We start from the raw sequence: 23,661 nt of genomic DNA, 5'->3' as shown, positions 1-23,661 counted from the left end.
CAATGGAGGGCGGAGAGGGGTCACTAGCGCAGGCCGGCATCGACGGTGATGGACTGCTTCGTGATCATGCGGCTGTCATCCGCTGCCAGGAAGAGCACGGTCCGTGCAATCTCCTCGCCCAGGAGGACGCGACGGATCAATTGCCGCTGCACCGTCTGGTCGACTGCCTCCTGCGTCTTGAACCACAGCTCGCGCTGCCGCTCGGTCATGACGGCGCCGGGTTCGACTGCATTGACGCGGATGTTGTCGGGTCCGAACGACCGCGCCAACGCACGCGTCAGCGCCACCACAGCCCCTTTGGCGGTGGCGTAGGCCACCATCTGGTCCGCTCCGAAACGCCAGGCAATGGAGGAGAAGTTTATGATCGAGCCGAAGCCGAGTTCCTGCATATGCGGATGCACAGCTTGAGCGGCGAAGAAGTGATGCCGGAGATTGATGTCGAAGCTGCGGTCCCAATATTCGGCCGTCACTGCGTCGATGGGATGGCGCTGATCATTGGCAGCGTTATTCACCAGGACGGCGACCGGACCAAGCCGCGCGCGCACGCCTTCTACCGACGCCTTTAACGCATCGACGTCGGTCACGTCGCAATGGAGATATAAGGGAGCCCGCCCGGCGGCACCGCCGAGCTCGCGCAGCAACGCCTCCGCTGGTTCGTCCTGCACATCGAGAAAGGCTACCCGGGCGCCATTCGAGGCGAAGGCGCGGACCATATCGGCGCCGATGCCGGAGGCGCCGCCGGAGATCAGCACGACCCGATCGGCCAAGCTCGGATAGGTTGCGAATTGTACGGACATCAAATTACAGAAGCGCCTTGGTTGTTGGATCGAACAGGCAGGCGCGCGACATATCGATGCCCAGCGTTATCGTCTCGCCCATGACGGGAGCGTCGTCCGGCTCGAAGCGGCCGGTGATCTCCAGGTCACCCAGCCTGAGCACGGCAAGCGTCTCGGCCCCGGTCGGCTCGACCAGCTCGACCGGCGCCTGCATGGACGCCACAGCAGGTTTGCGCGACTTCAGGTCGGTCGTGAAACGGTAGATGTGTTCCGGCCGGATACCGAGCACGACGTCCTTTGGCGCACCGGCGGGCATCGGCGCAGCAAGGGCAAGGCTGGCGTCGCTGCCGTCAGCGGCGCGTACCGAGATGCTGGTCGAGCCGGTAAGCCGCGCCGGGATGAAATTCATCGCCGGCGATCCCATGAAACCGGCAACGAACATGTTTGTCGGCCGGTCGTAGATCCGCTTCGGCGTGTCGAACTGCTGTACCGAGCCCTGGTTCATCACCGCAATGCGGGATGCAAGCGTCATCGCCTCGACCTGATCGTGGGTGACATACACCGTGGTCTTGCCGACGCGATGGTGGAGCTTCTTGATTTCGGTACGCATGTCGACGCGCAGCTTGGCGTCGAGATTGGACAGGGGCTCGTCGAACAAAAACAGCTTCGGGTCGCGGACGAGGGCACGCCCCATCGCAACGCGCTGCCGCTGGCCGCCCGAGAGCTGGCCAGGCTTGCGTTTAAGCAGCTGTTCGATCTGCAGGAGTGCGGCAACGCGCTGGACAGCTTCCGCTTGCACCGCTTTGGGCACGCCGCGGCTTTCCATGCCGAAGGTGATGTTCTGGCGCACCGTCATCGTGGGATAGAGGGCGTATGACTGGAACACCATCGCAATGTCGCGGTCCTTGGGTTGCACCGAGTTCACCAGCCGGTCGCCGATCCAAATCTCTCCCGACGTGACGGTTTCCAGGCCGGCAATCATGGCGAGCAAGGTTGACTTGCCGCAACCCGACGGACCGACAAGCGCGACGAATTCTCCGGTCTTAGCCTCGAGATTGATGCCGGAAAGAATCTCGAGCGAGCCGTAGCTCTTGTGAAGGTTGCGGATCATCAACGCGGACATGGGCGACGCCTCATTTGATGGCGCCCTGCGTGAGGCCGCGCACGAAGTATTTGCCACCGAACAGATAGATCAGCAGCGGTGGCAACGCGCCGATCAGCACGGCTGCGCTCATCACATCGTAAGCACGTGCGGTCGTGCCGCCGGCCGTGAGCGCGACCAACGCCGCCGTAATCGGCTGCTGCTGGCCCGACGTGAAGACGACGCCGAACAGATACTCGTTCCAGATGCCGGTGAACTGCCAGATGACGGTGACAATCAGAATGGGCGGCGACAGGGGCAGGATGATCTTGCGGAAGATTCGCCAGAAGCCGGCGCCGTCAATGCGCGCCGCCTTGATAAGGTCGTCCGGTATGCTGACGTAGAAATTGCGGCAGAACAGGGTGGTGAACGAGATGCCCTGGACGACGTGGATCAACACCAGCCCATATGTGGAATTGGTCAGGCCGAGCTTGCCGAGCAGGAACGCCCACGGCATCAGCGAAATCTGGCCGGGCATGAATACGCCGAGCAGCATCAGATTGAAGATCAGTTCGGAACCCCTGAAGCGCCATTTGGAGAGGATGTAGCCGTTCATGGCGCCGAGAATGGTTGAGATGATTGTGGCGGGGATCGTCATCGCCAGCGAGTTGAAGAAATTGCGCTTCATGCCCTCGCAGGTACCGCTGACACAGTAGGATCCCCAGGCCTGCGCCCACGCATCGAACCGGAAGCTGCGAGGTACGGAGATGAGGCCGTTGCGGGCAATCTCCGACTGCTCGCGCAATGAGTTGAAGATCACCACCAGCAACGGCACGAGATAGACCATCGCGAAAAGCGCCAGCACGGCATAAACAAGGAAGCGGCTCCAGAAATGCCGGCGCGTGGCTGCGGCAGCTTCCGGATCAAAGCCGGTCGGATTGGGGCGGGCCGGGTCAAAGCTGGCATTGGGGGCAATTTCAGCCATTGCGGCCCTCCGCCCGCCGGCGCCAGACGATCCACAACGAGTACGGCACCAGCACCACCGCGACTGCCGCGAGCATCATCATCGCCGCGGCGGCACCCTCGCCGATTTGCCCGCGCTGGAACATCAGGTCGTAGACATAGATGGCGGGGAAGGTGGTGGACACGCCTGGCCCACCCCGCGTCAACGCCGCCACCAGGTCGAAGGTCTTGATGGCGAATTGTATCTGAATGACCGCCACCGCCAGGAATATCGGGGCGATGGTGGGCAGGATGACCCTGCGATAGGTCCGGAAAACCGACGCGCCGTCGATTTGCGCGGCTTTGACGAGATCCGGATCGACCGACCGCAGACCGGCCAGGAAAAGTGCCATCGCGAAGCCGGACGACTGCCAGATACCGGTTATGATCACCGCATAGATCGCCGTGTTGCGGTTGGCCGTCAGGGCGAAGCTGAAGTCGGTCCAGCCAAGCCCGCGAACGAAGGCCTGGATACCGTCGACAGGGTTATAGAGCCAGCTCCACACCGTACCGGTGACGATGAAGGACACCGCCAACGGATAGAGGAAGATAGTGCGCCAAACCGCCTCGCCGCGGACGCGCTGGTCGATCGCGATCGCGAGCAGCAGGCCAACCGCCATCGAGCCAACGATATAGAAGCCGCTGAACAGGAAGAGATTCGTATAGGCGATGTTCCAGCGCCGGTTTGCCCAGAGCGAAGCGTAATTGTCGAGGCCGACGAACCCATAGGTCGGCAACAGCGACGAATTGGACAGCGAGATGTAGAGCGTCCAGAGCGTGAAGACGAAAACATAGACGAAGCTCGCCGCTATCGACGGCGCCAGCACCAGAATGGGCACCATCGTGCCAAGGCGCTCGCGCCACGGACGGGTCGTGGCGGCTGCGGCCGGTACAATCAGGTCATGGGTGGACATCGGGCTGCTCCGGCGAAGTCAGGCCGGGCGCTTCGCCCCCGGCCATCATCGGCAGCTTCACTTCTGCGCTTCGGCCGCATCCGCCATGGCATTGGCCGCGTCCTGCGCACTCATATCCGGCGTCGCCACAAACTCGGTGATTGTATCCATGATTGCGCCGCGGACTTTTTGCGGCACCGTCATGTTGTGCGCCATGGAACGGACGAGCGTGCCGGCGGCGATCGAGGCTTGCAGATCCTTTTGCGAGAGTTGCTGGCAGGGATTGAAGCCGTTCGAAAGATCGACGTCGAGGCGGGCCGGGATGGAGCCTTTGGTCTGATTGAAAATGGTCTGGAACTCGGGCGATAGGATGATGCTGGCAAGCAGCTTCTGTCCCTCGATGTAGTCCGGGTCCTTCTGCTTGAAGAACACAACCGAGTCTGAATTCAGGATGAAGCCGGGCTTGCCCCAATCGGTCGGCGCCTGGGCGCAGACATAATCGGTGCCCTCCTTGAAGCCGCCAGCCGTCAGCAGGCCGATCGTCCAGTCGCCCATGATGTGGAAGGCGGCCTCGCCGCGGCCGACCAGGTGCGACATGGTATCCCAGTCACGCCCATTCATGCCGGGGTCCATGTACTTCGAGGTCATGGTGCGGAACTGCTCGAAGGCCTTGACCATGCCGTCGCTGCGCATGGCATCGACGTCGCCCTCGACGAAAGCTTTCTTGTAGAGATCGAGGTCCTGACCGTACACGACCACTTCGAAAACCGTCGAGTCGGTCCAGTCGGCGGTCGAGTGCGAAATGCAGATCTTGCCGCTGGCCACGATCTTGTCGCAGGCGGCGTTGAATTCCGCCCATGTCTTCGGCATCTCGGTGACGCCCGCATCCTTCATGACCTTTGGCGATGCCCACAGCCAGTTGATGCGGTGGATGTTCATCGGCGCCGCCACCCAATTCCCCGTCGGCTTCATCACCGGCAGCAATTCGGGAGCGACGACCTTCTCCCAATTTTCCGCCTTCGCCAGGTCGTCGAGATTGGCTGTCATGCCCGTCTCGTTCCATTCGGCGATCTCGGGGCCCTTGAGCTGCACAGCGGGAGGTGCGTTGCCGGCGATCACATCGGCACGCAGTTTGGCCAATGTGTTGGCTGTATGGCCTGCGATCGAGGTCTGCTGCCAGGCGCCGCCCTTGGCGGTAAACATCTCGCCGAGCTTGGCGATAGCCTGGGCGTCCGATCCGGTCGCCCATTGGTGCAAGAGGTTGGTCTTGGGCTCCGCGAGTGCTGCTCCGGTAAGCAAGGTGAAGGCGGTAGCGGCCGCAAAGGCCGTCCTCAGATATTTCATCGTTTCACTCCCATAGGTGATGCACGGTTCGTATCGACCGCTTGTGGCCCGCGATTTGAGGTCGTGGCCGGTGAGATGCAGTAATCTCCGTTCTTTCCAAGATGACATATTTGGGCTATCAGTCAACGTCCTTTGTGCTCATCATGAACAAACCTTCGCTTAGAAATTGGCTGATCGACAGGCCGTCCGCGTCGCCGGAGAGCCTGATCGTCCGATGCCTGCGTGAGCGCGGCGTGCTTTCTGCGTCGCAAATTACCCGCATTACCGGTTTGGCGCGGTCGACGGTTTCAACCGCGCTCAATGGCTTGAGAAAATCGGGGATGGTGATCGAATCCTCGGCCCATCATGACGCGGCCAGGGGTATCGGCAGGCCTGCCACGGCATTGACGCTCAATCCCGCTGCGGGCACCTGCGTCGGCATCCATCTGGGCCTCGACGAAATGCGATGCGTCGTCGCCGACGTCTCGCATTCTTTCATTGCCGAACAAACTATCCCCATGGGTCTGGACTACCAGCCGCAGCAGGCGGCCCAGCTCGCCAAGTCAGTAATTGCCCGATGCTATGAAGAGAACGGTCTGCCGATGGCGGGGCTCCTGGGGGTTGGGGTCTCCGTCTCAGGCCCAGTCAGCCGCGAAGGAGTGGTGCTGCGCGCGAGTATCGTTCCGACCTGGGCCGGGGTCAACATCCGCGATGTGTTCGGGCCGGTCCTCGAACAGCCGATCTTCGCCGACAATGAGAGCAACTGCTCGGCCATTGCGGAGCTGATGTGGGGGGCTGCCGTAGGCCAGGACGATTTCGTGCTGTTCAAGGTCGATCTGGGGGTCGGCGGGGCCATTGTCCAGCATGGCCGGCTGGTGAGCGGCATCGCCGGCGGCGCCGGCGAATTCGGGCATATCAGCATCGATCCCGGCGGTGACCTTTGCCGGTGCGGCAATCGCGGATGCCTGGAGCTCTATGCCAGCTTTGCCCGGCCGCTCGAGCAGATTTCGCGCATCGTGCGGCGGCCGGTCACGATGGACGACGTGATCATGATGGCCGAGCAGGGCGACGTAAGGGCGCTGCGGATGATCGAGGACACCGCCGAGTTCGCCGGACGTGGGCTCGGCTTGATCGGTTCGGTGCTCAATCCGCCGCTCATTATCATCGGCGGCCGCATGGCCTTGGCGGGCGACATTCTCCTGGCGCCACTGATCGCGTCATATGAACGCCACACGCTCATCAAGTCCCGCGATGTGGCGCCCGCGCTGCGCACGCGGATAATCGTTGGCAAGCACACGGAGAACGATGCATTGCTCGGCGCGGTCGGCCTCGTGCTGCGCCACAACAGCCGACTGCGATGATATGGCTACGTTCCAGGTAAACCTTGCCGTACGAAGGCAGAGGTCATGGGTTCGAATCCCTTCGGGTGCACCAAACACCGCCATTTGCCGCCGCCTACGGCGCACGCGCCGGCCAGAGCACGCCAGCCTAGCAGGGGCGGCGACTGATTGAGTTCGAATCCTTTGAGGCGATGACGGCTCGGCCCTCATTTTGCGACATTTGGGGTCTGGTCCACGTGAGCGGACATCACACTTCGGCGCCCACGACGCCCCAGCGATCGGCCCAGGATTCCAACGTACCCGCCCTAGGACTATCAGTCTGCATTGATTGGGTCTGCACCTTGTGGCCGTTGCGAGAGTTCAGCGATCAGATGGTCGGCAACGACCCTAACGGAGGGGAGCTGCCCGCGACGATGCGGCATCAGCAGAGTCGTCGCCACGCCACGCGCTGTCCAGTCCGGTAAGATGCGGACAAGCGCGCCGGACTCGATCAGCGGCGCACAGAAGCTGCCCGCCAGGCAAGCCACGCCGAGCCCGGCCCTCGCGGCTTCCCGCAAGGAGACGGTTTCGTTGGCGATATAGCGCGGAGATGGCGTGACCTCCGCAACGACGCCTTGCCCATCGTGAAGCGTCCAGACCCTCTCCGACGACGATGCCATAATCCCATCGAGCCCGTTCGCTTCCTCGGGTCGAGAAGGCATGCCGTTCTTCCGAATATAGTCGAGCGAGGCGACGAGCCAGGCGGGGTCGTAATCGATGCGACGTTGCACGAGTTCGGTATCCGGCAACGGGGCGAAGTGGTTGCGGATGGCGATGTCGAAACCTTCCTGCACGATGTCCACGAACCTGTCGGAGACGTCGAGCATGATGCGGACCTTCGGATAGCTCGCTGCGAGACGCGGGAGGATCGCCGCTAGACGGAACTGGGCGATCGGCAGCGATGCCGTGATCCGCACCGTTCCGCTCGGTTCCGCAAGGCGACCCTTGATCACATGCTCGGCCGCCTCCGCTTCGATCAGCATGGCGGCGGCATGACGATGAAAATCTCGGCCGATCTCGGTCACGGTGAAGCTGCGCGAGGTCCGCTGGACCAGACGCACGCCAATCGCCTTTTCCAGCTCGGAGAGCCGCTTGCTGAGAGTGGACTTGGGGATGCCCAGGGCACGCCCCGCCGCAGCGAAGCCGCCATGATCAACTACTTGAACGAAAACGAGGAGGTCGTTGAGATTCAGCATCCGGAGCTCTCATCGTTCCTAAATGTGGACGATAGGTCTACAGATAACCCACTACTGCTTCTGCGTCCAATATTGCATCTCTTTGTAGCCGCCGCCGTGGGGCGGGGCTGCAATTCGGAACGTAGAAGGACGCACGTACATGGCCAATATCTCGATCCTCGGCCTCGGGGCTATGGGGCAGGCGCTGACCGCCCGATTTCTTTCGCAGGGCCACACGGTCACGGTCTGGAACCGCACGCCCGGCAAGGCCGCATCACTGCTTGCCAAAGGCGCGCGCGAGGTGAAGTCCGCCGCCGACGCGACCGCCGCAAGCGACGTCACCGTGATGTGCGTGCTGGACTATGCCGCGTCGGATTCGGTGATCGATGATGCGGCATCGGCGCTCTCCGGGCGTTCGCTGGTCAATCTGACCAACGGCACGCCGGCACAGGCGCGCGCCACGGCCGAGCGGATTGCCAAGCTGGGCGCCGCCTATCTCGACGGCGGCATCATGGCGACGCCTCCGATGATCGGCGGCGAACATGCGCTTATCCTCTACAGCGGCTCCAAAGCGGCCTTCGATGCGCACGCCCGAACGCTCGAGGCGCTTGGCGCCGCGAACTATCTCGGCGGGGATGCCGGGCTGGCATCGCTGCACGACTTGGCCCTTCTTAGCGGCATGTATGGCCTTTTCGCCGGCTTCTTCCACGCTACCGCGCTCGTAGATTCCGAAGGCATTGGCGCGGGCGCTTTCCTCAAGCTCCTTGGCCCATGGATGACCGCGATGATGGGCGAGCTGCCGGGATATGCGGAGAAGATCGACAGCGGCAGGCATGGCGTGAATGTGGTGTCGAACCTCGGGATGCAGGCCGCCTCACTGGACAACATCCTCACAGCTACCCGGGAGCAGGGCGTCGCCACCGATCTGCTCGACCCCATGCTGGACCTGTTCCGCAAACGGGTGGGAGGCGGATTCGGAGATGAGGATATTTCAGGTGTTTTCGAGCTGATCCGGCGAAAGAGCGGGAAAGGCGGGTGAAGCCGTCGTGGATGGCGCCATATCCCTCGCCGCTGCCGACATTCTCGGCCTCCCGGGGAGGCGGTGCACCAGCGTCCAAAATGAACCCAGCTTCGGGGTTCGCTGCCCGCCGGCAAGCGGTTCGTCATCCTCTCCTCGCGCGGCGATGCGGGATACACTCCCGGCGGTCGGCTGGAATTCGAGTTTTGCACGGGATGATGGCTGGAACACTCGGTCAGGCTCCGCTTGATCCGGACGACTTCCCTGCGTCCTCAATGACGTCGTAGTGGCATACACGCGGATCGAAGGAGAGCAGCTCGGCGACAGCGCCCGGTTCGACGACCGCCTTTTCGACATCTGACCCGGCAAATCTGCCGATGGCCTCCATCGATTGCCACCGGGTCTGCACCTGAAATTCGATTTCGGCATCAACTTTGCGCACGCTCAACTGCGCTCCGAGAAATCCGGCCGTCTGGAGCAATGCCGGAAGGACACTGGTTCTGAAGTGGTTGGGATAACCGTGCGGATTGGACGCCGCGGCGCGAGCGCGCCATTGACGAATAACCATCTTGCTCTCCTCGATGCGTTGCCGCCAAGCAGCGGCATGTGGACCTCAAATATCTAATGCACAACTCTGGCCGCGCTGAGCCAGGCTGGGCAACCACGTCGGCGACGTCAGCCAGCGTATCGTCGTCGACGCGGGGCAACTACAACTCGATTCGCTGTCGGCCCAAGGCGTCGCGGAACTCGATCGGGCCGGGGCGCGCGCTGCTGAGCAGTTCTGGTTTCGTAGACGCGTCTAAGCATCGGCACAGCCTACATATTGACTTGTATGATGCAACCCATATGGCCCGTCGCAGGCTGTGCCGCCTCGCGTTTGCGCATCTGGTAGGGGAGCCGCGACGGCGGCTCCCCAATTCCTCATACCCCGACGTGCACCGGCGCAGGGGCCGGCGTTCTGTCCCGCGAAAGAAGGAGCAGCGCAAGCGTTGCACCGGTGGCGGCGATGATCACACAGGCCCAAAAGCCCGCCGCATACCCTGCGGTCAGTGCTGCGGGGGTATCCGACGTCCCCGTCATCGAGACAGCGACGGTGGCGGTGATAGCTACCCCCAGAGCAGCGCCAATCTGGAACATCGCGCTGTTTATCCCGGACGCGAGGCCTGCGTCGGCTTCCTTGACCTTCGAGAGAGCTGCAACGGAACCGGCAACGGCAGCCATTCCGATACCAGGCCCGAAGGCGATCAAGCCCGGAAGCAGATGCGCGAGGTAGGTGCCTTCGGGAACAATGAAGGTGAAGAGTGCGCACCCAGCGCCCATCAAGAGCATGGCGATCACGGCAATCGCACGCGCCCCGGCCCGGCCGATCCATTTACCCGTCAGTGTTGAGGAGACGATCGACAGGATTGCATAGATCATCGTGCCAAGGCCAACGACAAGCGGCGAGTAACCCAGGACCTTCTGGGCATAAAGCGACACCAAAAGTGCCATGCCGAATACGAGCGCCCCGGCGAAGAGCATGGTCAGGTTCCCGCCGACAAATGAGCGAGACCGAAAGATGGCAAGGGGAACAAGCGGGTTATTCACCCGCCTTTCGATCAACACGAATGCGCCGAGCAGTCCGAGCGTTGCACCCAACAGGCCCAGGGTTTGCGGATGGGCCCAGCCAACGCTGGGAACCTCGGTGATCGCCAGTACGAATGCCACGAGCGCCGCGGTAATCGTCACGGCGCCGCCGAGATCGAAGCCACCGCGGCTGCCGATAGCACGGCTCTCGCGCAGCGTGAACGGGCTGAGCCCCAGGATCATGGCGCAGATGGGGACATTAATGAAGAACACCCAGCGCCAACCGAGCCAATCGGCAAGCGGTCCACCCACCAGCAGCGCGGCGGTGGCCCCGCCGGCTCCCATCGCGGACCATAGCCCCAGGGCTCGATTCCGTTCATTTCCCTCGAAGGTGGTCATGAGGATCGATAGGGCGCTGGGGGTCAATACGGCAGCGGCAATTCCTTGAACAACCCGGGCACCGATGAGAAATCCTGGATTGCCGGAAAGCCCGCACGCCAGCGAGGCGACAAGGAAAGCAGCTGTGCTCGCCATAAACAGGCGCCGCCGACCCAACAGATCCGATACTCGACCCCCGAGAAGAAGAAGCCCGCCCAGAGCCAGCATGTAGGCGCTCATCACCCACTGCACCGCGGATGGGGTGAAACCGAGTTGTGCCTCGATCGAGGGTAAGGCGAGGAGGACGATCTGTCCGTCAAGGCAAACCATAAAGAAGGCTACGCAAAGTACCGCCAATGCAATCCAGCGTCGTGGATCGGGTGCGGCGGAAAAATTCTTGGATGGGATATCCATGGGAAAGTCCTTTTGCTTGCCTGCGGCGCGATAACGCCACGAGGGAGGCGCAAGGTGATTGACTTACCGCCGGTTTGGCAAGTACCTACTATTTTGTAGGTACCCTATCGGAGCGATGTGATGGCAACGAACTTACCTGAAGCCTGCGGCCTGGGGCCGGCATTCCTTGTGATCAGCGGCAAGTGGAAAGGCACGATCCTCTGGCTTTGCCGGAAGCAGCCGCGGCGGTTTGGCGAGTTGCGTCGCCTTATTCCCGACATGAGCGAGAAGATGCTCATCCAGCATTTGCGAGAGATGGTGGCGGACGGACTCCTTGACCGACACGATTTTGGGGAGGTTCCGCCTCGCGTCGCATACTCGTTGACTGACCTAGGTCTGGAGCTGGACGACGCTCTTGCTCCGCTTGCGCACTGGGGTCTCAAGCATTCGGATCGACTGACACGGGATCGACCAATGTCGCTGGTCAAGGCGTAGCGCCTTAGGTGCGGCGGTGTGCTGTGCGCGAGTATCGTTCCGACCTTGTTTGGGCCGACCCTCGAACAGCCGATCTTCGCCGAAAATGAGAGCAACTGCTCGGCCATTGCGGAGTTGATGTGGGGTGCGGCCGTCGGCCAAGACGACTTCGTGCTCCTCAAGGTCGATCTGGGCGTCGGCGGGCCATTGTTCAGCACGGCCGGCTTCGATGATCCGGCTTCGCTTCAGCGGTGCTCTGAGGCTCGTTGTTCCGCACCATTGCGGGTCCGTCACCCGATATCCTTACGCAGCGGCGCGCAGCTCTCGCCAACGATCAGTGCCGGCTGAAAAACGATGTTGCGCACGGGCTCCGACACTCTTTCCTCGATGCGGTCGACGAGCAGGCGCAGCGCTTCGTTAGTCATGTCGGCAATGGGATGTTCCGTTCTCGTCAGTCGCGGCTTCAGGCCTCCGGCGCCTGCGACGGTGTCGGTAGAGGCGACCGAGACGTCTTGCGGACAGCGCAAGCCGAGATCGGCAATGGCGCGCATCACGCCGATCGCCATGACGCCGTTCGCGACATAGATCGCCGTGGGACGGTCGGGCGAACCCATCATGTCGCGGGCCACCGAATAGGCGGCCTCCTCGCGAAATTCGCCGGACCTGACATGGCCAGGCTGCGGAGTTAATCCCCGCGCGGCCATCGCGTCGATCATGCCGTCAAGCCTGCCCTTGCTGGTCGACAGTTGCATCGGCCCGGTGACCGAACCTATGCGGCGATGCCCAAGATCGAGCAGGTAGTCGACCGCCTGCCTGCCGGCTGCCCGATTGTCTATGCTCACCGTATCGGCGCTGTTGCCTTCGATCGGTCGACCTAGAAGAACGGTCGCGATGCCTTCGAACTCATGCGGCTGATATTGATTTGCGGCGCCCACCGGAACCAGAACCATTCCGTCGCAACCGAGGGTGCGAATCCGCGACAGGATGCGCCGTTCGGTGTCGGGCTTTTCATCGCTGTTGAAGAGAACGAGTGAATAACCCCATGCCGCGACCGCTGCCTCGGCCGACCAGACGATGCGTGCGTAAAACGGGTTCGAGAGATCGGCCACCGCAAGGGCGATCAGCTGGCTGCGGTTGCGACGCAGATTGCGGGCGGCCAGCGACGGTTCATAGCGCAGCTCGCGAATGGCGGTGACGACGCGAGCCCTCAGCTCGGGACTGACAAAGGCCGTATCGTTCATGACGGCCGAAACCGTCGCAGTCGATACGCCTGCCGTTCTGGCGACGTCTTTGATGGTGGCCATTTTGCCCCGATAGCTAATCGTTTCGCTGAACTTTGGTTCAGATTTATCCCTGTGTCCAGCGGATTCATGCTTGCATTGGACTGCGTTTTGCAGGACGTTAGCGAAACGGTTTGCTATCAAGGGGCTCTGACGGCAGACTAGGCGAAGGGAGGAACACCATGAAAAATCTAGCTTGCATTATTGCCGCAGGAGCGCTCTCGCTGGCGACGGCCAGCGCTGCCGCGCAGGACAAGCCGCTTCTTGGCGTTGTGTCGATAAGCGCCACCGAGGCCAACAATGTCCGCTACATCCAGGGCGCGACGAAGGCCGCCGACGAGCTTGGCTGGAAGACCAACGTCGTGGATGCCGCCGGCAGCGCCGACCAGGCGAACGCGGCGATCCAGAATTTCGCGCAGCTCAAGGCGGATGCGATCATCGACATGGTGTTTCCCTATTCGTCGATCGGCGCCGGTCTGGCCGCCGCAGGCGACGCTGGAATACCTGTGGTGACCTGGGGCGGCGGGCTCGGCTCGACCGTTGCCGCAACCAACGGCTCGGGCGGCCCGATGGCGATTCCGGTCGTGGATCTGATGGTCAAGAAGATGGACGGCAAGGGCTCGATACTGGCGCTCACCTACCGGACCGGCGAAGTCTGCCGGAACCGCGAAGTCGTCATGGACGAGATCGTCGCCAAACACCCCGAGATCACCGTCACCAAGAACGAGGTGCGTATTCCCGGCTATTTCGAGGACGGCGCCCAGTACGCCAATGCGTGGCTGGCGTCGCATCCGGCCGGCAAGGAAAACCTGGCGATCTGGGGATGCTGGGACGACCCGGCGATTGGCGCTATCGGCTCGTTGCGCGCCCAGGGGCGCGACGACGTTCTCGTCTACGGCATCAACGGCAATGCCCAGGCGCTGGAGAACATCAAGAATGGCTTCATGACCGCCACGGCCTGGCAGGACAGCTTCACCGAGGGCTACAACATGGTCAAGATGTTGAAGGACATCAAGGACGCAGGCGGCGCATGGCAAGCCAAGGCAGCCGAGGTTCCGGCGGTGCTGGTGACCAAGGAAACCGTCGACGCCTTCCTCAAGGACCATCCGGAAGCCATAAAGTAGGACTTGGTTTGGCGGCGGCGTTCACAAGAGGTGCGCCGCAGCCGGGCGGCGCTGAAATGACGGTCCCATTGCTGGTCGCACGCGATATCGCAAAGGCCTTCGGCGGCACCCAAGCGCTGAAGGGCGTATCGCTCGATATTGCGCCGGGTGAAATCCATGGCCTTGTCGGCGCCAACGGTGCAGGCAAGTCGACCTTCATCCGCATCCTCGCCGGACTGAACCACCCCGACGCCGGTCGTATCGAGCTCGACGGCCGCCGCCAGGAGATTGGCACGCCGCAGCGGGCGACCGAACTCGGCATGAGCTTCATCCATCAGGAGCTTGCGTTCGTGCCGGGCATGACCGTGCTGCAGAACATCATGCTGGGCGTCCCGAAGAAAACGCGCTTCGGGCTGACCGATTGGCGTGCAATCGCGCGTGACGTTGCGCCGATCGCCGGTCGCGTCGGCATATCGGCGCCGCTCAACGCCAGCGTGAAGGGACTTTCGACGGCCGAGATATGGCTGATCAACATTTGCCGCGCCCTGGTGCGCAAGGCGCGCCTGATCGTCATGGACGAACCGACCGCATCGCTTGCCGCAGGTGAAGCGGAACGGCTGTTTGCGATTGTCCGCGATCTTTCCGCGTCAGGGGTGTCGGTGCTCTACATCTCGCACCGGCTGGACGAGATCCTGAACCTGTGCACGCGCGTGTCGGTCTTCCGCGATGGCCGCTCCGTCGCCGAACTCGCCGGAGACGCGCTCCACCGCCCCGCGCTGGTCGAGGCGATCGTCGGCGGTGCAATTCGCGACACTCAAAGGACGGCCACCGCAAGGGCACGCGGCGGTGTCGTGCTGGAAGCGAAGAACCTGACGCGGGTGCCGAAAGTCCGCGGCGTCAGCCTTGAGCTTCACGCCGGCGAAGTGTTGGGCATCGGCGGCCTTGTCGGCGCCGGACGAACGGAGCTCGCGCGGCTGCTTTTCGGGGCGGACCGGCCGGACAGCGGCGAGATGGCGCTGATGGGCCGGCCCTATACGCCCGCTTCCCCCGCGGCGGCCGTCCAGGTGGGGCTTGGGCTGGTCCCGGAGGAGCGCCGGGCGGAAGCGCTCTTCCTGTCCAAGAGTATCGCCTTCAATCTGAGCATCGCCAATCTCGACAGGGTCGCTTTCGGTCGCTACCTGCCGCTGATGAACCGCCGCGCCCGCACGTCTATGGCCGGCGAGATGATCCGCGCCCTGTCGATAAAGGCGCGGAACGCGAGCACGCCGGTCGGCCGTCTCAGCGGCGGCAATCAGCAGAAGGTGGCGATCGGCCGCTGGCTCCAACGCATACCGAAGGTGCTGATCCTCGACGAGCCGACGCGAGGCGTCGATATCGGAGCGCGCACCGAGATCCACCGACTGATCCGCCAGCAAGCCGAGGCAGGAATGGCGGTTCTGGTGATTTCGTCGGAACCGGACGAGTTGCCTGAGCTGTGCGATCGCGTTCTGGTGATGGCGGAAGGCCGCATCGTTCGCGAGCTGACCGGCCTAGCCATGTCGCGGAAGGCAATCGTCGAGGCAAGCTATGTCGAACCCTAAGCACTGATGGAGGACCATCCCTGATGAGCGATGTTGCGATAAGCGCCCGGCGTCTGTCGCCCGGAACCAAGGCGGCGCTCGGTATCTTTGCCCGCTATGGGACGATCATTGGGCTTCTGGCGATGATCGTCACGTTTTCGATCCTGTCGCCCGCCGCCTTTCCAACCGTGGGCAATTTCACCAATGTGCTGAACCAGGCTTCGCTGGCCATGATCATTGCCGGCGGGCTGACACTGGCCGTTGTCGTTGGCGAACTCGATCTCTCCATAGGCTTTGCCGCCAGCCTGCACGGCATTCTGATCACCGGCTTCGTCGTCCACGACAAGCTGCCAATCCCGCTTGCGGTGGTCATCGTCATCGCGCTGGGCGCGGTGATCGGTCTGGTCAACGGCTTCATCGTCACCAAGATCAAGGTCAATTCCGTCATTGCGACGCTGGGCGTCGGAACGATCCTTACAGGCCTGGCCTTCGCCTATTCCGCCGGCGTTCCCATTGTGGCGGGCGTGCCGGAGGCATTTCTCCAGCTTTCCCTTGGCCGCTGGCTGTTCGGCATTCCCAACAACATCATCGTCATGATCCTCGTTCTCGGCGGGCTTTGGGTGCTGGTCGAGCGAACGCCGCTCGGCCAGGAGATCCAGGCCGTGGGCGGCAATGCGGTGGCTGCCCGCCTTGCCGGCGTGAATGTCGATCGTATCAAGATCCTCGGTTTCGTCATTTCGGGAATGTGCGCGGCGCTGACCGGAATACTGCTTGCCTCGCGTCTCGGCAGCGGCACGGCCAGCGCCGCGGACTCCTACTTGCTCACCGCATTCGCGGCTGTGTTCCTTGGTTCGGCGACGCTGCGTGACGGGGAATTCCATGTGCTCGGCACATTGGTCGGCGCTCTCATCATCGCCTTCGGCTTCAACGGCCTCAACATTTTCGGCGCCCCGACCTTCTCGCAATATGTGTTGCAGGGCGCCATCCTGATCATTGCCGTGGGCATGGCGAGCCTGGGCCGCTCGCTGGCGGAACGCTGAAGGAGAAAGCATGACAAGCGAAAACACGCATTGGGAGGTTTACGTCGTCGAATTCGCCCGATCGAAGCAGCAGCCCTGGGTGGATCTCGTCGCAGGCATGTATGACGATGGCAAGGTCGATCTGCCCTTCTCCTTTGTCCTGCTACGCCATGGCGACCGCAACGTGCTGGTCGACACCGGCTTCATTCAGGAAACGAGCACAGCCTTCTCGCTGAAGTTCGACATTCCCCACTGGATTTCGCCGGTTCGCATGCTGGCCGAGCTTGGCATTGCAGCCGGCGCGATCACCGACATTTTTGTGACCCATGCGCATTTCGATCACATGGGATCGATCGCCGAGTTCCCGAATGCAAATCTCTATATCCAGAAAAGCGAATTGCTGTCCTGGTATGAGGCGATCGCATTGCCGCCGCGGTTCGGTTATCTCACCGCCATCATCGATCCCGACACGTTGCGCGCCGCCCTTGATGCATCGGTCGAACACCGCGTTTCGCTGATCGATGGCGACAAGGACGATGTGCTGCCGGGCATCCATGTACGGCTGGGAAGCGGCCACACGATCGGACAGCAATTCGTCATCGTCCAGTCCGCGCGGGGCAAACTGGTCGTCTCCGGCGACTGTGTCTATTCGAAGCGCCAAATCACCGGACACAAGCACGACGGCGTCTATGCGCCGCTGAACAATGCCGTCGGCAGTGTTTGGGAGCAGCTGAAGACCATCGACCGCATCAACACCGCGATCGGCGGCGATCTTGGGCAACTGATCGTCCTGCACGACATAGAGCGATGGAAGGGTCTGCCGGTCATTGCGGAAGTCGAAGGGTTCCGGATCGTCAGGGCCGGATAGGAAAATCGAAGGCGGCCTTCGCGGCAGCCTCTTCGTACGGACCTCGACCGGTGACGCAGCTCTCATGGGCCGCTCCGGCCGAAAGGACTGTCAAAGACTTACGAATTGCTGGCCGAAGCGACGGTGCTGAGGTTCGCTAAGCTACACGCACCGTGCGCTGCCTCGGCTTGATCGCGGTGGCGAGCAGCAGGCCGGCGACGATGAAGGCGGCGCCGGCGAGATCGTAGTCGTGCAAGCTTTCGCCAAGGAACAGATAAGCGAGCACGGCGACGAAGGCGGTCTGCAGATAGAGCAGCATGCTGGCGCGCCCGGCGCCAAGCGTCTCGACGCTGCGGTTGTAGAGATAGTACATCAGAGCGCCGCCCGGGCCGGCAACATAGGCGAGGGCCAGAAGGCCGTTCGCATGCAGCGCCGAACGATCCCCGGAAAACAGTTCCCAGAGATAGAGAGGCAGTGCGGCCAGCGCGCCGGCTCCCAGCAGCAGGACCACCATCGGCAGAAGCTCAATGCCGAATTTCGCGCGACGCAGCAGCACGGTGTAGAGGCCCCAGCAAAGCGCGCTGCCGACGATCCACAACTCGCCGGGATTGAACCGTAGCTGCATCAGCGCGGCAAGGTCGCCGCGCGCCACGATCACCACCATCCCAGCCAGAGCGACCAGCGCTCCAAGCGCTTTCCAGACACCGAGGGGCTCGCCAAGCACGAAGCGGGCAAGCACCATGGTCATGATCGGCGACAGCGCCATGATGATGCCGGCGGTTGTCGCGTTGGTGTAGTTGAGGCCCGTGTAGATCATGCCCTGACACAAGGTCAGCCCGATGGCGCCGATGACCAGCACCTCGATCACCCGGGATTGGATCAGCACGAGCATCGCCCCGTGATGACGATGGACGATAGGCAGCAGGATCGCGCAGGCGAGCGTCAGCCGCCAGAAGCAGAGGGCCCAAGGCGGCATCTCGGGGGCAACCCACTTGGCGGCAATATAGACGCCGGCGGACAGGAGCCAGCAGAGCGTCGCGAGGGAATAGGCGAGCGGAAGTGATGCGCCGGGTGTCGCCTTAGCTACATTTGGCTGTGCTATCGGCAGTGATTGGATATCCGTCTCCTCCCATCGCAGACTTTAGCAGATTTGCAGCGTTTTGCTAAGCAGCAACAACAGCTGTTTCACCGGCTGGTGCAATCGGTGGGTCATTGTGGGTCCCGCCGTTCACGGTCTCGTTCCATTCGAACGCATGTTGGCCCATGAGCAACTCGATACCGAAAAGCGCAAGCCGTATCGATTTCGCGCGATACGAATCTGAGATTCATATTGCGCGACAGATATTCGCGCGGTTGCCACAATCTTCTAGCGCCATATTTCTGCCGAGAGCAGATCTGTCGCGAATTCCTGGCCCTCGGATCACGAGCGCCGCTGTTTTTTTCGAAGCAATTGGAAGAATAAGCCACTGACTTCCGTTTGCACAAAGAGCGCGACACATATCCATGCGGAGGACGTCCGATGCATGCCGGCTTCCGAGGGAGCGTACTCGTAGCGGTGTTGGGCGCCGTCATGGCAAGCTGCGCCGGCATCCCGGCGCAAAAAACCGGGGCAATAACCGGCTATGGCCCCAACCCCACTTTACCGAAACCAAGACCGACGCTGATCCCGACTGTTAACATCGCCGAGGCGAAAGGCTGGCAGAAAGGAGGTATGCCGATCCCGGCGAAGGGGCTGACAGTGAACGCCTTCGCCACCGGCCTCGACCATCCGCGCTGGCTGCATGTGCTTCCGAACGGCGACGTTCTGGTTGCTGAAACCAATGCCCCTGCCAAGCATGACGAAGGCTTCAGTCTTAGAAAGGTCTTCATGGACCTGGCTATGAAGCGGGCTGGCGCCGCGACCAAAAGCGCCAATCGCATCACGCTGCTGCGCGACACCGATGGCGACGGCATTGCGGATGTGGGCACGACGTTCGCGGAAGGCCTCAATTCGCCCTTCGGCATGACGCTGTCCAAAGGCAAGCTCTTTGTCGCGAACACCGACGCGCTCGTCGCTTTCCCCTACTCCAATGGCCAGACCCGAGTCAGCACGTCGCCGGAAAAGATCATCGACTTGCCGGCCGGGGACCTCAACCATCATTGGACCAAGGACGTGATCGCAAGTCCGGATGGACGCAAGCTCTATGTCACCGTTGGTTCCAACAGCAACGTTGGAGAAAACGGCATAGCCGCGGAGAAGAACCGCGCCGCTGTCCTTGAAGTGGATCGGTCGACCCGCCGCACGCGGGTCTTCGCCTCGGGCCTGCGCAACCCGAACGGGCTCTCCTGGAATCCTGAAACTGGCGAGCTTTGGGTCGCCGTGAACGAGCGTGACGAGATCGGCGACGATCTCGTGCCGGATTACATGACCTCGGTTCGTGACGGCGCTTTCTACGGCTGGCCCTACAGCTACTACGGACAGAACGTCGACGAACGCGCTAAGCCGCAGCGCCCCGATCTCGTGGCGACGGCGGTCAAGCCCGATTACGCCCTGGGCTCTCATACCGCCTCGCTGGGACTGACCTTCTCCAAAGGCGCCCGGCTCGGTCCGACCTACGGCAACGGCGCCTTCGTCGGCCAGCACGGCTCGTGGAATAGAAGCGTGCACAGCGGCTACAAGGTGATCTTCGTGCCGTTCCATGGCGGCAAACCGAGCGGTCCTCCGAAAGATGTGCTCACTGGCTTCATCGGGCGTAATGGCGAGGCGATGGGCCGTCCGGTCGGCGTTGCTATCGATCAGACTGGCGCACTGCTCGTCGCCGACGACGTCGGTAACGTCATCTGGCGGGTCCGCCGGGCGAATGGCCGTTGAGCGCAGGTGCCTTTCTGATTCCGACCTCACCAGCCTTCGGCTACAGCGCCACGCCCGATATGACTGCATTCGGCTACGATCTCGATGCATATGGCAGGCTGAGCGACCCGAGACATAGGTGACATTTTGTACCGGACACATGGGTAACACTTTTGGCTTTTGGCCGGAGGCATTTGGCTCGTCAGCTTCATGCACTATGATCTGGGATATCTCGACCTGGAACAGAGGACGTTGCAGACCATCGGCAATCCGTTCGGCACGAGATTGTCACCCATGTCTTAGGTACAAACTGTTACCCATGTCTCCGGGCTGGACAAATATCTGAATTTGGTAGCGGGAGACCGCTACATCGCAATACCCACTATCGAAGACGCGTCTTCCATTTTCGCCGGCATGCGGCGTAGCTGCAAACTACGAATCTGGGGTCAGGAGTTCGAATCTCTCCGGGCGCGCCAACATTTCAATGACTTAGAAGGACATCGCAGACTAGAGAGAGAAATTAGTCTGCGATTTAGTCTGCGGAGTTCATCGTCTTTCTCTGGTCTCGACATGTGAACGACGGAGAGTTCCTAGCCAAGGGTCCAGTCGCTAGGCTGATGCGCTCACCTCTCGACGTGAACGGTGCGCTGAGGCTTCTAACCAGGATTACACCTGCCGTAGCAGTAGGGAAGCTGAACGTCCGAAGTTGGCGCAATCGCGCAGTTCCCGAAACGAAAAGTCTGACCCGCAGACGACGAACGCCTGCCGCGACGTCAATGTCGGCTTTGCGGGGGCCTCGCCCTACGCCGGAATCCGTTTCGGCAACAAGGCACGAGCCCGGGATCCCAAACAACAACTGCAGAGGAGAGCGCTTTGATCCGGCGTTGCGTACAGGATCGAATGACGCAACGGATCGACAGCCGCACACTTGTGCCAGGAAGCGGATCGCCAGATTTGGCTCGAGAGCAGGCATTTCGGACTTTTGGGATAAGTCCGGTTCGGGGCATAGTTCATGCCGATGCTCGCGGGGCGCTTGAAGGTCTGGCTCTGACCTTCCGAGCCACGGAGCCGCAACTCCACTTTCGGCTACAGAACTGCTGGCCAACTCCAAGTTCAGATTCTGCCCAAAATGAGCGCCGCCAAGGAGAAGATGACCTTCGCCGATCTGGAGCCGCTGATCTGTGACGCGGACAACGTGGCCGACGTCTTGCTGACCATGCTGGAGGTCTTTTCCACAGTACCTGACGGGAATTTCGTTCTGACCCAAGCGAGGGGGAGCGCCTTTTCTTCATTGCCACCATTGCAGAGCAGATGACGCGGAAGGTTAAGAACGCCTATTACGAAACCCTCGGGGGCGCCGCGTCATGACCGCGCCTTCAGATGACCTCGACGACCTGCAATTCGATACTGGGAACCTGCACCACTTGCTCGAAGTGCTCTATGGCCAGACCATGGAACAGGAGTTCGAGCGCGACGGGAAGAGGGTCGCTTTGGCGGACCAAATAAGCGCGCTGGCCATGATCGCCCGCGACCTCGCCGAACGTCTGAACGAAGCGGCTGGAGCGTGTATCGACAACGCGATGGCCGACGCCAAGGCCAGAAAGGCGGCATCATGAGCGCCGTCCCGACCGTCGAACCGTTCTGCGTCTCTGACACGTTCGTCACTGGTGCCGGCCCACTCCAATTTATGGGCGACAATCTCAGGCTGACGCTGCATGTCCTGCAGCGCTCGACTTATGACGGCGGCACAGAAAATGCCGTGGTGTCAAAGATTGTTGGAAGTCGCACCGATATGCTGAAAATCGCCGCCGCCATTCTCAGTGCTTGCAACTCCCGGTCAACGCCAGCGGACAGAGCGGTGGAAAACTTCATGGAGTTCCTTGAAGGGCCCGCTGGGCGCCACTGAACCGGCACCCAGACGGAACTGCTAAGCCCGCCGCCTCACGGTGGCGGGCTTTTTCCTTGCGTGTTCCTGTCGCTTTTGTCACTCCCCGCCTGCAGCAGCGTATTTTTTCGCCACTAAATCTCCGTCCTTAAGCTTCTTAACGGTAGTGGTAACATACCCGCTCTTTAGATCCGGCTTTGATCCATCATAGTGGACAGACCAAAGGTCATATATCCTTTTTCCAGAACGCCAAAATTTGTTGCAGTCCCTGTAGATTTTTGGATCACCCTTTGGCTTATTCTTGGCGCACATCTCATTACCACTTACGCTCCAAGTGCCCTTAAAAGTTGCCGTTACCTTAGGTTTGCCAAAGATTCCTTTGGTTGTGCCGTCAGATGCATAGTAAATGCTAGAGACGTCATAAATACCGGTCTTGCCTGAATATATCGCCTTGACCTCGGCTGCGGTTAATTCGACCGCGTCCTTCGGCAGCTTGCCGGCCCATGCGGACGCACACACAAAACTAGTCAAAGCGCCGCCTAACAGAAAAATTGCAAATGCACGCATAAAGACCTCCCTCTCTTTGCCCAAGCAATGACTAATTTAGCATTTCCTCAGAGGAGAATCGAGGCAGGAAATCGCCGACGTGAGGCACTTGCGCTGGCACACCCCGCTGCGCTGCGGCGCCTGCGGGTCGGGCATGTCGGTCAAGGACAGGATGGGTCGCCTGACGCGCATCATGTGCACGCGCGCCAAGGAATCGCGCTCATGCACCAATGTCAGGCCCTATGCGCTCGATCATATCGAAGCGACGGTCATCGACGGGTTGCGCGCCAGGTTGAACGACAAGGCGCTGATCGACCACTATGTCGCCGCCTACAATGACGAGCATCAAAAGCTCTATTCGGGGCAGGGCGCCTCGCGAAAAGGCCGCCCAGCGGCTCGACGCCGCCAGGCGCGAATACGACCGCGTGCTGAACGCCTATGTCAAAGGCATGATTTCGGAAGCCGAAGCCGAGCAGCGCTTGCCAGTGCTACGCGAGGAGCGCCAGCACCTCGAGGCCGAGCTCGCCGTGCTGCCGCAGCCGCCGAAGGTCGTCACGCTGAAGCCGGCGCTTGTCGCCCGCTACATCCGCGATCTGGAAGCGCTCGCCGCCGCGATCGGAGAGAATGGCTTCGTCTCGGAAGAAGCCAAGAAGATCGTCCGCGACGTCGTGTCGACCGTGACAGTCTACCCGCCGAAGGCAGGCGAGCAGCCGTCGATCCTGATTGATGGATACCTGTCAAACATGGTCGACCAAGGCCTTGGCCACCTCGTCTCCGTTCGGGGGGAGCGATGGTAGCGGGAGAGCGCTACCGCCTTTCCCCAGACCCTATAATTTACCAGTTCAGGCTTCGTTGCTGCGGTTGAGTAGAGCCGTCTGCTGGGAATCAAATTCGGGGGTCAGCAGTCTAATCTCTTCGGTCGTGCCAGATATCTTAAACGAATCAAAATCCAGCGCTTTGGTCCGGTGTTGAAAGGCAGCTTCGCGCCTGATTTCGGTCATAGAGATCAGCTTCGCCGCGTCCTGAAAGCAGACATCGCAAGCGAGGACTCCGGAGGTCGCGGTTGTCGCGCAGATCCTGGCCGTTACCGCGCCGCCGATTTTCTGGAGTGATAAGCCGCGCCCGACGCGGCGA

The 23,661-nt window shown here is 61.6% G+C and carries 25 protein-coding genes and 3 pseudogenes; 16 read left to right on the top strand and 12 right to left on the bottom strand.

The window, feature by feature from the left end:
• Positions 1-23: 23 nt before the first annotated feature.
• The 5 genes from NKH71_RS05485 to NKH71_RS05465 are packed head-to-tail and all read right to left on the bottom strand — an operon-like array spanning position 24 to position 5,096.
• Positions 24-797 (bottom strand): SDR family NAD(P)-dependent oxidoreductase, encoded by a 774-nt coding sequence (locus NKH71_RS05485; RefSeq protein WP_023720287.1) that lies wholly within the window; start codon positions 795-797, stop codon positions 24-26.
• Positions 798-801: 4 nt separating this feature from the next.
• Positions 802-1,899 carry an ABC transporter ATP-binding protein gene (locus tag NKH71_RS05480; RefSeq protein ID WP_023720288.1) on the bottom strand — a complete coding sequence of 366 codons (1,098 nt, stop codon included), beginning with the start codon at positions 1,897-1,899 and terminating at the stop codon, positions 802-804.
• Between the two features lie 10 nt (positions 1,900-1,909).
• Positions 1,910-2,842 carry a carbohydrate ABC transporter permease gene (locus tag NKH71_RS05475; RefSeq protein ID WP_023720289.1) on the bottom strand — a complete coding sequence of 311 codons (933 nt, stop codon included), beginning with the start codon at positions 2,840-2,842 and terminating at the stop codon, positions 1,910-1,912.
• The gene (locus tag NKH71_RS05470) at positions 2,835-3,773 is read right to left on the bottom strand and encodes a carbohydrate ABC transporter permease (RefSeq protein ID WP_352482018.1); all 939 of its coding nucleotides are present in this window, start codon (positions 3,771-3,773) and stop codon (positions 2,835-2,837) included. Before NKH71_RS05470 ends, NKH71_RS05475 begins: the two co-directional genes overlap by 8 nt.
• Before the next feature lie 57 nt (positions 3,774-3,830).
• Positions 3,831-5,096 (bottom strand): ABC transporter substrate-binding protein, encoded by a 1,266-nt coding sequence (locus tag NKH71_RS05465; protein WP_352787823.1) that lies wholly within the window; start codon positions 5,094-5,096, stop codon positions 3,831-3,833.
• 101 nt (positions 5,097-5,197) lie between these two features.
• Here NKH71_RS05465 and NKH71_RS05460 point away from each other — a divergent pair.
• Together NKH71_RS05460 and NKH71_RS05455 are read left to right on the top strand one after the other, a co-directional pair.
• Positions 5,198-5,413 (top strand): annotated as a pseudogene (locus tag NKH71_RS05460) (ArsR family transcriptional regulator); the annotation flags it as partial.
• A 66-nt stretch (positions 5,414-5,479) separates the two neighbouring features.
• Complete coding sequence (locus tag NKH71_RS05455; RefSeq protein WP_352546850.1) at positions 5,480-6,436, top strand: ROK family protein; 957 nt, start codon at positions 5,480-5,482, stop codon at positions 6,434-6,436.
• 293 nt (positions 6,437-6,729) lie between these two features.
• Here NKH71_RS05455 and NKH71_RS05450 read toward each other — a convergent pair whose 3' ends face one another.
• Positions 6,730-7,650, bottom strand: a complete 921-nt coding sequence (locus tag NKH71_RS05450) for a LysR substrate-binding domain-containing protein (RefSeq protein WP_023720293.1) — start codon at positions 7,648-7,650, stop codon at positions 6,730-6,732.
• Positions 7,651-7,789: 139 nt separating this feature from the next.
• Between NKH71_RS05450 and NKH71_RS05445 the strand changes: the two genes are divergently transcribed.
• A complete protein-coding gene (locus NKH71_RS05445) occupies positions 7,790-8,668 on the top strand; it encodes an NAD(P)-dependent oxidoreductase (RefSeq protein ID WP_352642728.1) in 879 nt (292 codons plus the stop codon).
• Between the two features lie 214 nt (positions 8,669-8,882).
• Here the strand turns inward: NKH71_RS05445 and NKH71_RS05440 are convergent, their stop codons facing one another.
• Together NKH71_RS05440 and NKH71_RS05435 are read right to left on the bottom strand one after the other, a co-directional pair.
• A complete protein-coding gene (locus NKH71_RS05440; RefSeq protein ID WP_352482021.1) occupies positions 8,883-9,215 on the bottom strand; it encodes an antibiotic biosynthesis monooxygenase family protein in 333 nt (110 codons plus the stop codon).
• A gap of 353 nt (positions 9,216-9,568) precedes the next feature.
• Complete coding sequence (locus tag NKH71_RS05435; RefSeq protein WP_352494764.1) at positions 9,569-11,005, bottom strand: MFS transporter; 1,437 nt, start codon at positions 11,003-11,005, stop codon at positions 9,569-9,571.
• A 120-nt stretch (positions 11,006-11,125) separates the two neighbouring features.
• On the opposite strand from NKH71_RS05435, the gene NKH71_RS05430 reads away from it, so the two are divergent.
• Positions 11,126-11,479 (top strand): winged helix-turn-helix transcriptional regulator, encoded by a 354-nt coding sequence (locus NKH71_RS05430; protein WP_023720297.1) that lies wholly within the window; start codon positions 11,126-11,128, stop codon positions 11,477-11,479.
• Positions 11,480-11,497: 18 nt separating this feature from the next.
• Positions 11,498-11,806, top strand: coding sequence for an ROK family protein (locus NKH71_RS05425; protein WP_352787817.1), 309 nt, complete (start codon positions 11,498-11,500; stop codon positions 11,804-11,806).
• Here NKH71_RS05425 and NKH71_RS05420 read toward each other — a convergent pair.
• Entirely contained in the window at positions 11,749-12,762 is a 1,014-nt protein-coding gene (locus NKH71_RS05420; RefSeq protein ID WP_023720298.1) for a LacI family DNA-binding transcriptional regulator, read from the bottom strand. The two genes, NKH71_RS05425 and NKH71_RS05420, sit on opposite strands and share 58 nt — an antisense overlap.
• A gap of 158 nt (positions 12,763-12,920) precedes the next feature.
• Here NKH71_RS05420 and NKH71_RS05415 point away from each other — a divergent pair, with 158 nt between their 5' ends.
• The 4 genes from NKH71_RS05415 to NKH71_RS05400 are packed head-to-tail and all read left to right on the top strand — an operon-like array spanning position 12,921 to position 17,287.
• Positions 12,921-13,862: a sugar ABC transporter substrate-binding protein gene (locus NKH71_RS05415; protein WP_023720299.1), complete on the top strand. Its 942-nt coding sequence runs from the start codon at positions 12,921-12,923 to the stop codon at positions 13,860-13,862.
• Positions 13,863-13,918: 56 nt separating this feature from the next.
• Positions 13,919-15,421, top strand: a complete 1,503-nt coding sequence (locus NKH71_RS05410; RefSeq protein WP_352787814.1) for a sugar ABC transporter ATP-binding protein — start codon at positions 13,919-13,921, stop codon at positions 15,419-15,421.
• A gap of 23 nt (positions 15,422-15,444) precedes the next feature.
• Positions 15,445-16,440 carry an ABC transporter permease gene (locus NKH71_RS05405; RefSeq protein ID WP_352482025.1) on the top strand — a complete coding sequence of 332 codons (996 nt, stop codon included), beginning with the start codon at positions 15,445-15,447 and terminating at the stop codon, positions 16,438-16,440.
• Between the two features lie 10 nt (positions 16,441-16,450).
• Positions 16,451-17,287 (top strand): N-acyl homoserine lactonase family protein, encoded by an 837-nt coding sequence (locus tag NKH71_RS05400; RefSeq protein ID WP_023720302.1) that lies wholly within the window; start codon positions 16,451-16,453, stop codon positions 17,285-17,287.
• Between the two features lie 136 nt (positions 17,288-17,423).
• On the opposite strand, the gene NKH71_RS05395 is transcribed toward NKH71_RS05400, so the two are convergent.
• Positions 17,424-18,383: a DMT family transporter gene (locus NKH71_RS05395; RefSeq protein ID WP_023720303.1), complete on the bottom strand. Its 960-nt coding sequence runs from the start codon at positions 18,381-18,383 to the stop codon at positions 17,424-17,426.
• Positions 18,384-18,785: 402 nt separating this feature from the next.
• Between NKH71_RS05395 and NKH71_RS05390 the strand changes: the two genes are divergently transcribed.
• The 5 genes and pseudogenes from NKH71_RS05390 to NKH71_RS05375 all read left to right on the top strand — a co-directional run bounded on the left by NKH71_RS05390 (position 18,786) and on the right by NKH71_RS05375 (position 22,002).
• Positions 18,786-20,117: a PQQ-dependent sugar dehydrogenase gene (locus NKH71_RS05390; RefSeq protein ID WP_352787812.1), complete on the top strand. Its 1,332-nt coding sequence runs from the start codon at positions 18,786-18,788 to the stop codon at positions 20,115-20,117.
• Between the two features lie 168 nt (positions 20,118-20,285).
• Positions 20,286-20,399: pseudogene (locus tag NKH71_RS33395) on the top strand (transposase); the annotation flags it as partial.
• Between the two features lie 826 nt (positions 20,400-21,225).
• Positions 21,226-21,411 carry a hypothetical protein gene (locus NKH71_RS05385; RefSeq protein WP_023720306.1) on the top strand — a complete coding sequence of 62 codons (186 nt, stop codon included), beginning with the start codon at positions 21,226-21,228 and terminating at the stop codon, positions 21,409-21,411.
• 49 nt (positions 21,412-21,460) lie between these two features.
• Positions 21,461-21,712, top strand: coding sequence for a hypothetical protein (locus tag NKH71_RS05380; RefSeq protein WP_352482027.1), 252 nt, complete (start codon positions 21,461-21,463; stop codon positions 21,710-21,712).
• Complete coding sequence (locus NKH71_RS05375; RefSeq protein WP_352482028.1) at positions 21,709-22,002, top strand: hypothetical protein; 294 nt, start codon at positions 21,709-21,711, stop codon at positions 22,000-22,002. The genes NKH71_RS05380 and NKH71_RS05375 overlap by 4 nt, the downstream gene beginning before the upstream one ends.
• A 78-nt stretch (positions 22,003-22,080) precedes the next feature.
• On the opposite strand, the gene NKH71_RS05370 is transcribed toward NKH71_RS05375, so the two are convergent.
• Positions 22,081-22,548: a DUF995 domain-containing protein gene (locus tag NKH71_RS05370; protein WP_156948081.1), complete on the bottom strand. Its 468-nt coding sequence runs from the start codon at positions 22,546-22,548 to the stop codon at positions 22,081-22,083.
• A gap of 79 nt (positions 22,549-22,627) precedes the next feature.
• On the opposite strand from NKH71_RS05370, the pseudogene NKH71_RS05365 reads away from it, so the two are divergent.
• Positions 22,628-22,801: pseudogene (locus NKH71_RS05365) on the top strand (recombinase zinc ribbon domain-containing protein); the annotation flags it as partial.
• A 61-nt stretch (positions 22,802-22,862) separates the two neighbouring features.
• Positions 22,863-23,324 (top strand): hypothetical protein, encoded by a 462-nt coding sequence (locus tag NKH71_RS05360; RefSeq protein WP_023719289.1) that lies wholly within the window; start codon positions 22,863-22,865, stop codon positions 23,322-23,324.
• 45 nt (positions 23,325-23,369) lie between these two features.
• Here the strand turns inward: NKH71_RS05360 and NKH71_RS05355 are convergent, their stop codons facing one another.
• Complete coding sequence (locus NKH71_RS05355; protein ID WP_352482029.1) at positions 23,370-23,528, bottom strand: hypothetical protein; 159 nt, start codon at positions 23,526-23,528, stop codon at positions 23,370-23,372.
• Positions 23,529-23,661 lie beyond the last annotated feature (133 nt).

Origin of the sequence: Mesorhizobium sp. M0983, from assembly GCF_040318975.1 — a bacterium.
Classification (GTDB): domain Bacteria; phylum Pseudomonadota; class Alphaproteobacteria; order Rhizobiales; family Rhizobiaceae; genus Mesorhizobium.
The sequence above is the reverse complement of the archived record's forward strand: the minus strand, read 5'-3'. Positions and strand labels throughout refer to the sequence as shown.

Bases quoted from the DNA above. Each gene is read 5' to 3' on its own strand.
- NKH71_RS05485 (WP_023720287.1), bottom strand. From the start codon at position 797: ATGTCCGTACAATTCGCAACCTATCCGAGCTTGGCCGATCGGGTCGTG.
- NKH71_RS05480 (WP_023720288.1), bottom strand. From the start codon at position 1,899: ATGTCCGCGTTGATGATCCGCAACCTTCACAAGAGCTACGGCTCGCTC.
- NKH71_RS05475 (WP_023720289.1), bottom strand. From the start codon at position 2,842: ATGGCTGAAATTGCCCCCAATGCCAGCTTTGACCCGGCCCGCCCCAAT.
- NKH71_RS05470 (WP_352482018.1), bottom strand. From the start codon at position 3,773: ATGTCCACCCATGACCTGATTGTACCGGCCGCAGCCGCCACGACCCGT.
- NKH71_RS05465 (WP_352787823.1), bottom strand. From the start codon at position 5,096: ATGAAATATCTGAGGACGGCCTTTGCGGCCGCTACCGCCTTCACCTTG.
- NKH71_RS05450 (WP_023720293.1), bottom strand. From the start codon at position 7,650: ATGCTGAATCTCAACGACCTCCTCGTTTTCGTTCAAGTAGTTGATCAT.
- NKH71_RS05445 (WP_352642728.1), top strand. From the start codon at position 7,790: ATGGCCAATATCTCGATCCTCGGCCTCGGGGCTATGGGGCAGGCGCTG.
- NKH71_RS05440 (WP_352482021.1), bottom strand. From the start codon at position 9,215: ATGGTTATTCGTCAATGGCGCGCTCGCGCCGCGGCGTCCAATCCGCAC.
- NKH71_RS05435 (WP_352494764.1), bottom strand. From the start codon at position 11,005: ATGGATATCCCATCCAAGAATTTTTCCGCCGCACCCGATCCACGACGC.
- NKH71_RS05430 (WP_023720297.1), top strand. From the start codon at position 11,126: ATGGCAACGAACTTACCTGAAGCCTGCGGCCTGGGGCCGGCATTCCTT.
- NKH71_RS05420 (WP_023720298.1), bottom strand. From the start codon at position 12,762: ATGGCCACCATCAAAGACGTCGCCAGAACGGCAGGCGTATCGACTGCG.
- NKH71_RS05415 (WP_023720299.1), top strand. From the start codon at position 12,921: ATGAAAAATCTAGCTTGCATTATTGCCGCAGGAGCGCTCTCGCTGGCG.
- NKH71_RS05410 (WP_352787814.1), top strand. From the start codon at position 13,919: ATGACGGTCCCATTGCTGGTCGCACGCGATATCGCAAAGGCCTTCGGC.
- NKH71_RS05405 (WP_352482025.1), top strand. From the start codon at position 15,445: ATGAGCGATGTTGCGATAAGCGCCCGGCGTCTGTCGCCCGGAACCAAG.
- NKH71_RS05400 (WP_023720302.1), top strand. From the start codon at position 16,451: ATGACAAGCGAAAACACGCATTGGGAGGTTTACGTCGTCGAATTCGCC.
- NKH71_RS05390 (WP_352787812.1), top strand. From the start codon at position 18,786: ATGCATGCCGGCTTCCGAGGGAGCGTACTCGTAGCGGTGTTGGGCGCC.
- NKH71_RS05385 (WP_023720306.1), top strand. From the start codon at position 21,226: ATGAGCGCCGCCAAGGAGAAGATGACCTTCGCCGATCTGGAGCCGCTG.
- NKH71_RS05380 (WP_352482027.1), top strand. From the start codon at position 21,461: ATGACCGCGCCTTCAGATGACCTCGACGACCTGCAATTCGATACTGGG.
- NKH71_RS05375 (WP_352482028.1), top strand. From the start codon at position 21,709: ATGAGCGCCGTCCCGACCGTCGAACCGTTCTGCGTCTCTGACACGTTC.
- NKH71_RS05370 (WP_156948081.1), bottom strand. From the start codon at position 22,548: ATGCGTGCATTTGCAATTTTTCTGTTAGGCGGCGCTTTGACTAGTTTT.
- NKH71_RS05360 (WP_023719289.1), top strand. From the start codon at position 22,863: ATGACGAGCATCAAAAGCTCTATTCGGGGCAGGGCGCCTCGCGAAAAG.
- NKH71_RS05355 (WP_352482029.1), bottom strand. From the start codon at position 23,528: ATGACCGAAATCAGGCGCGAAGCTGCCTTTCAACACCGGACCAAAGCG.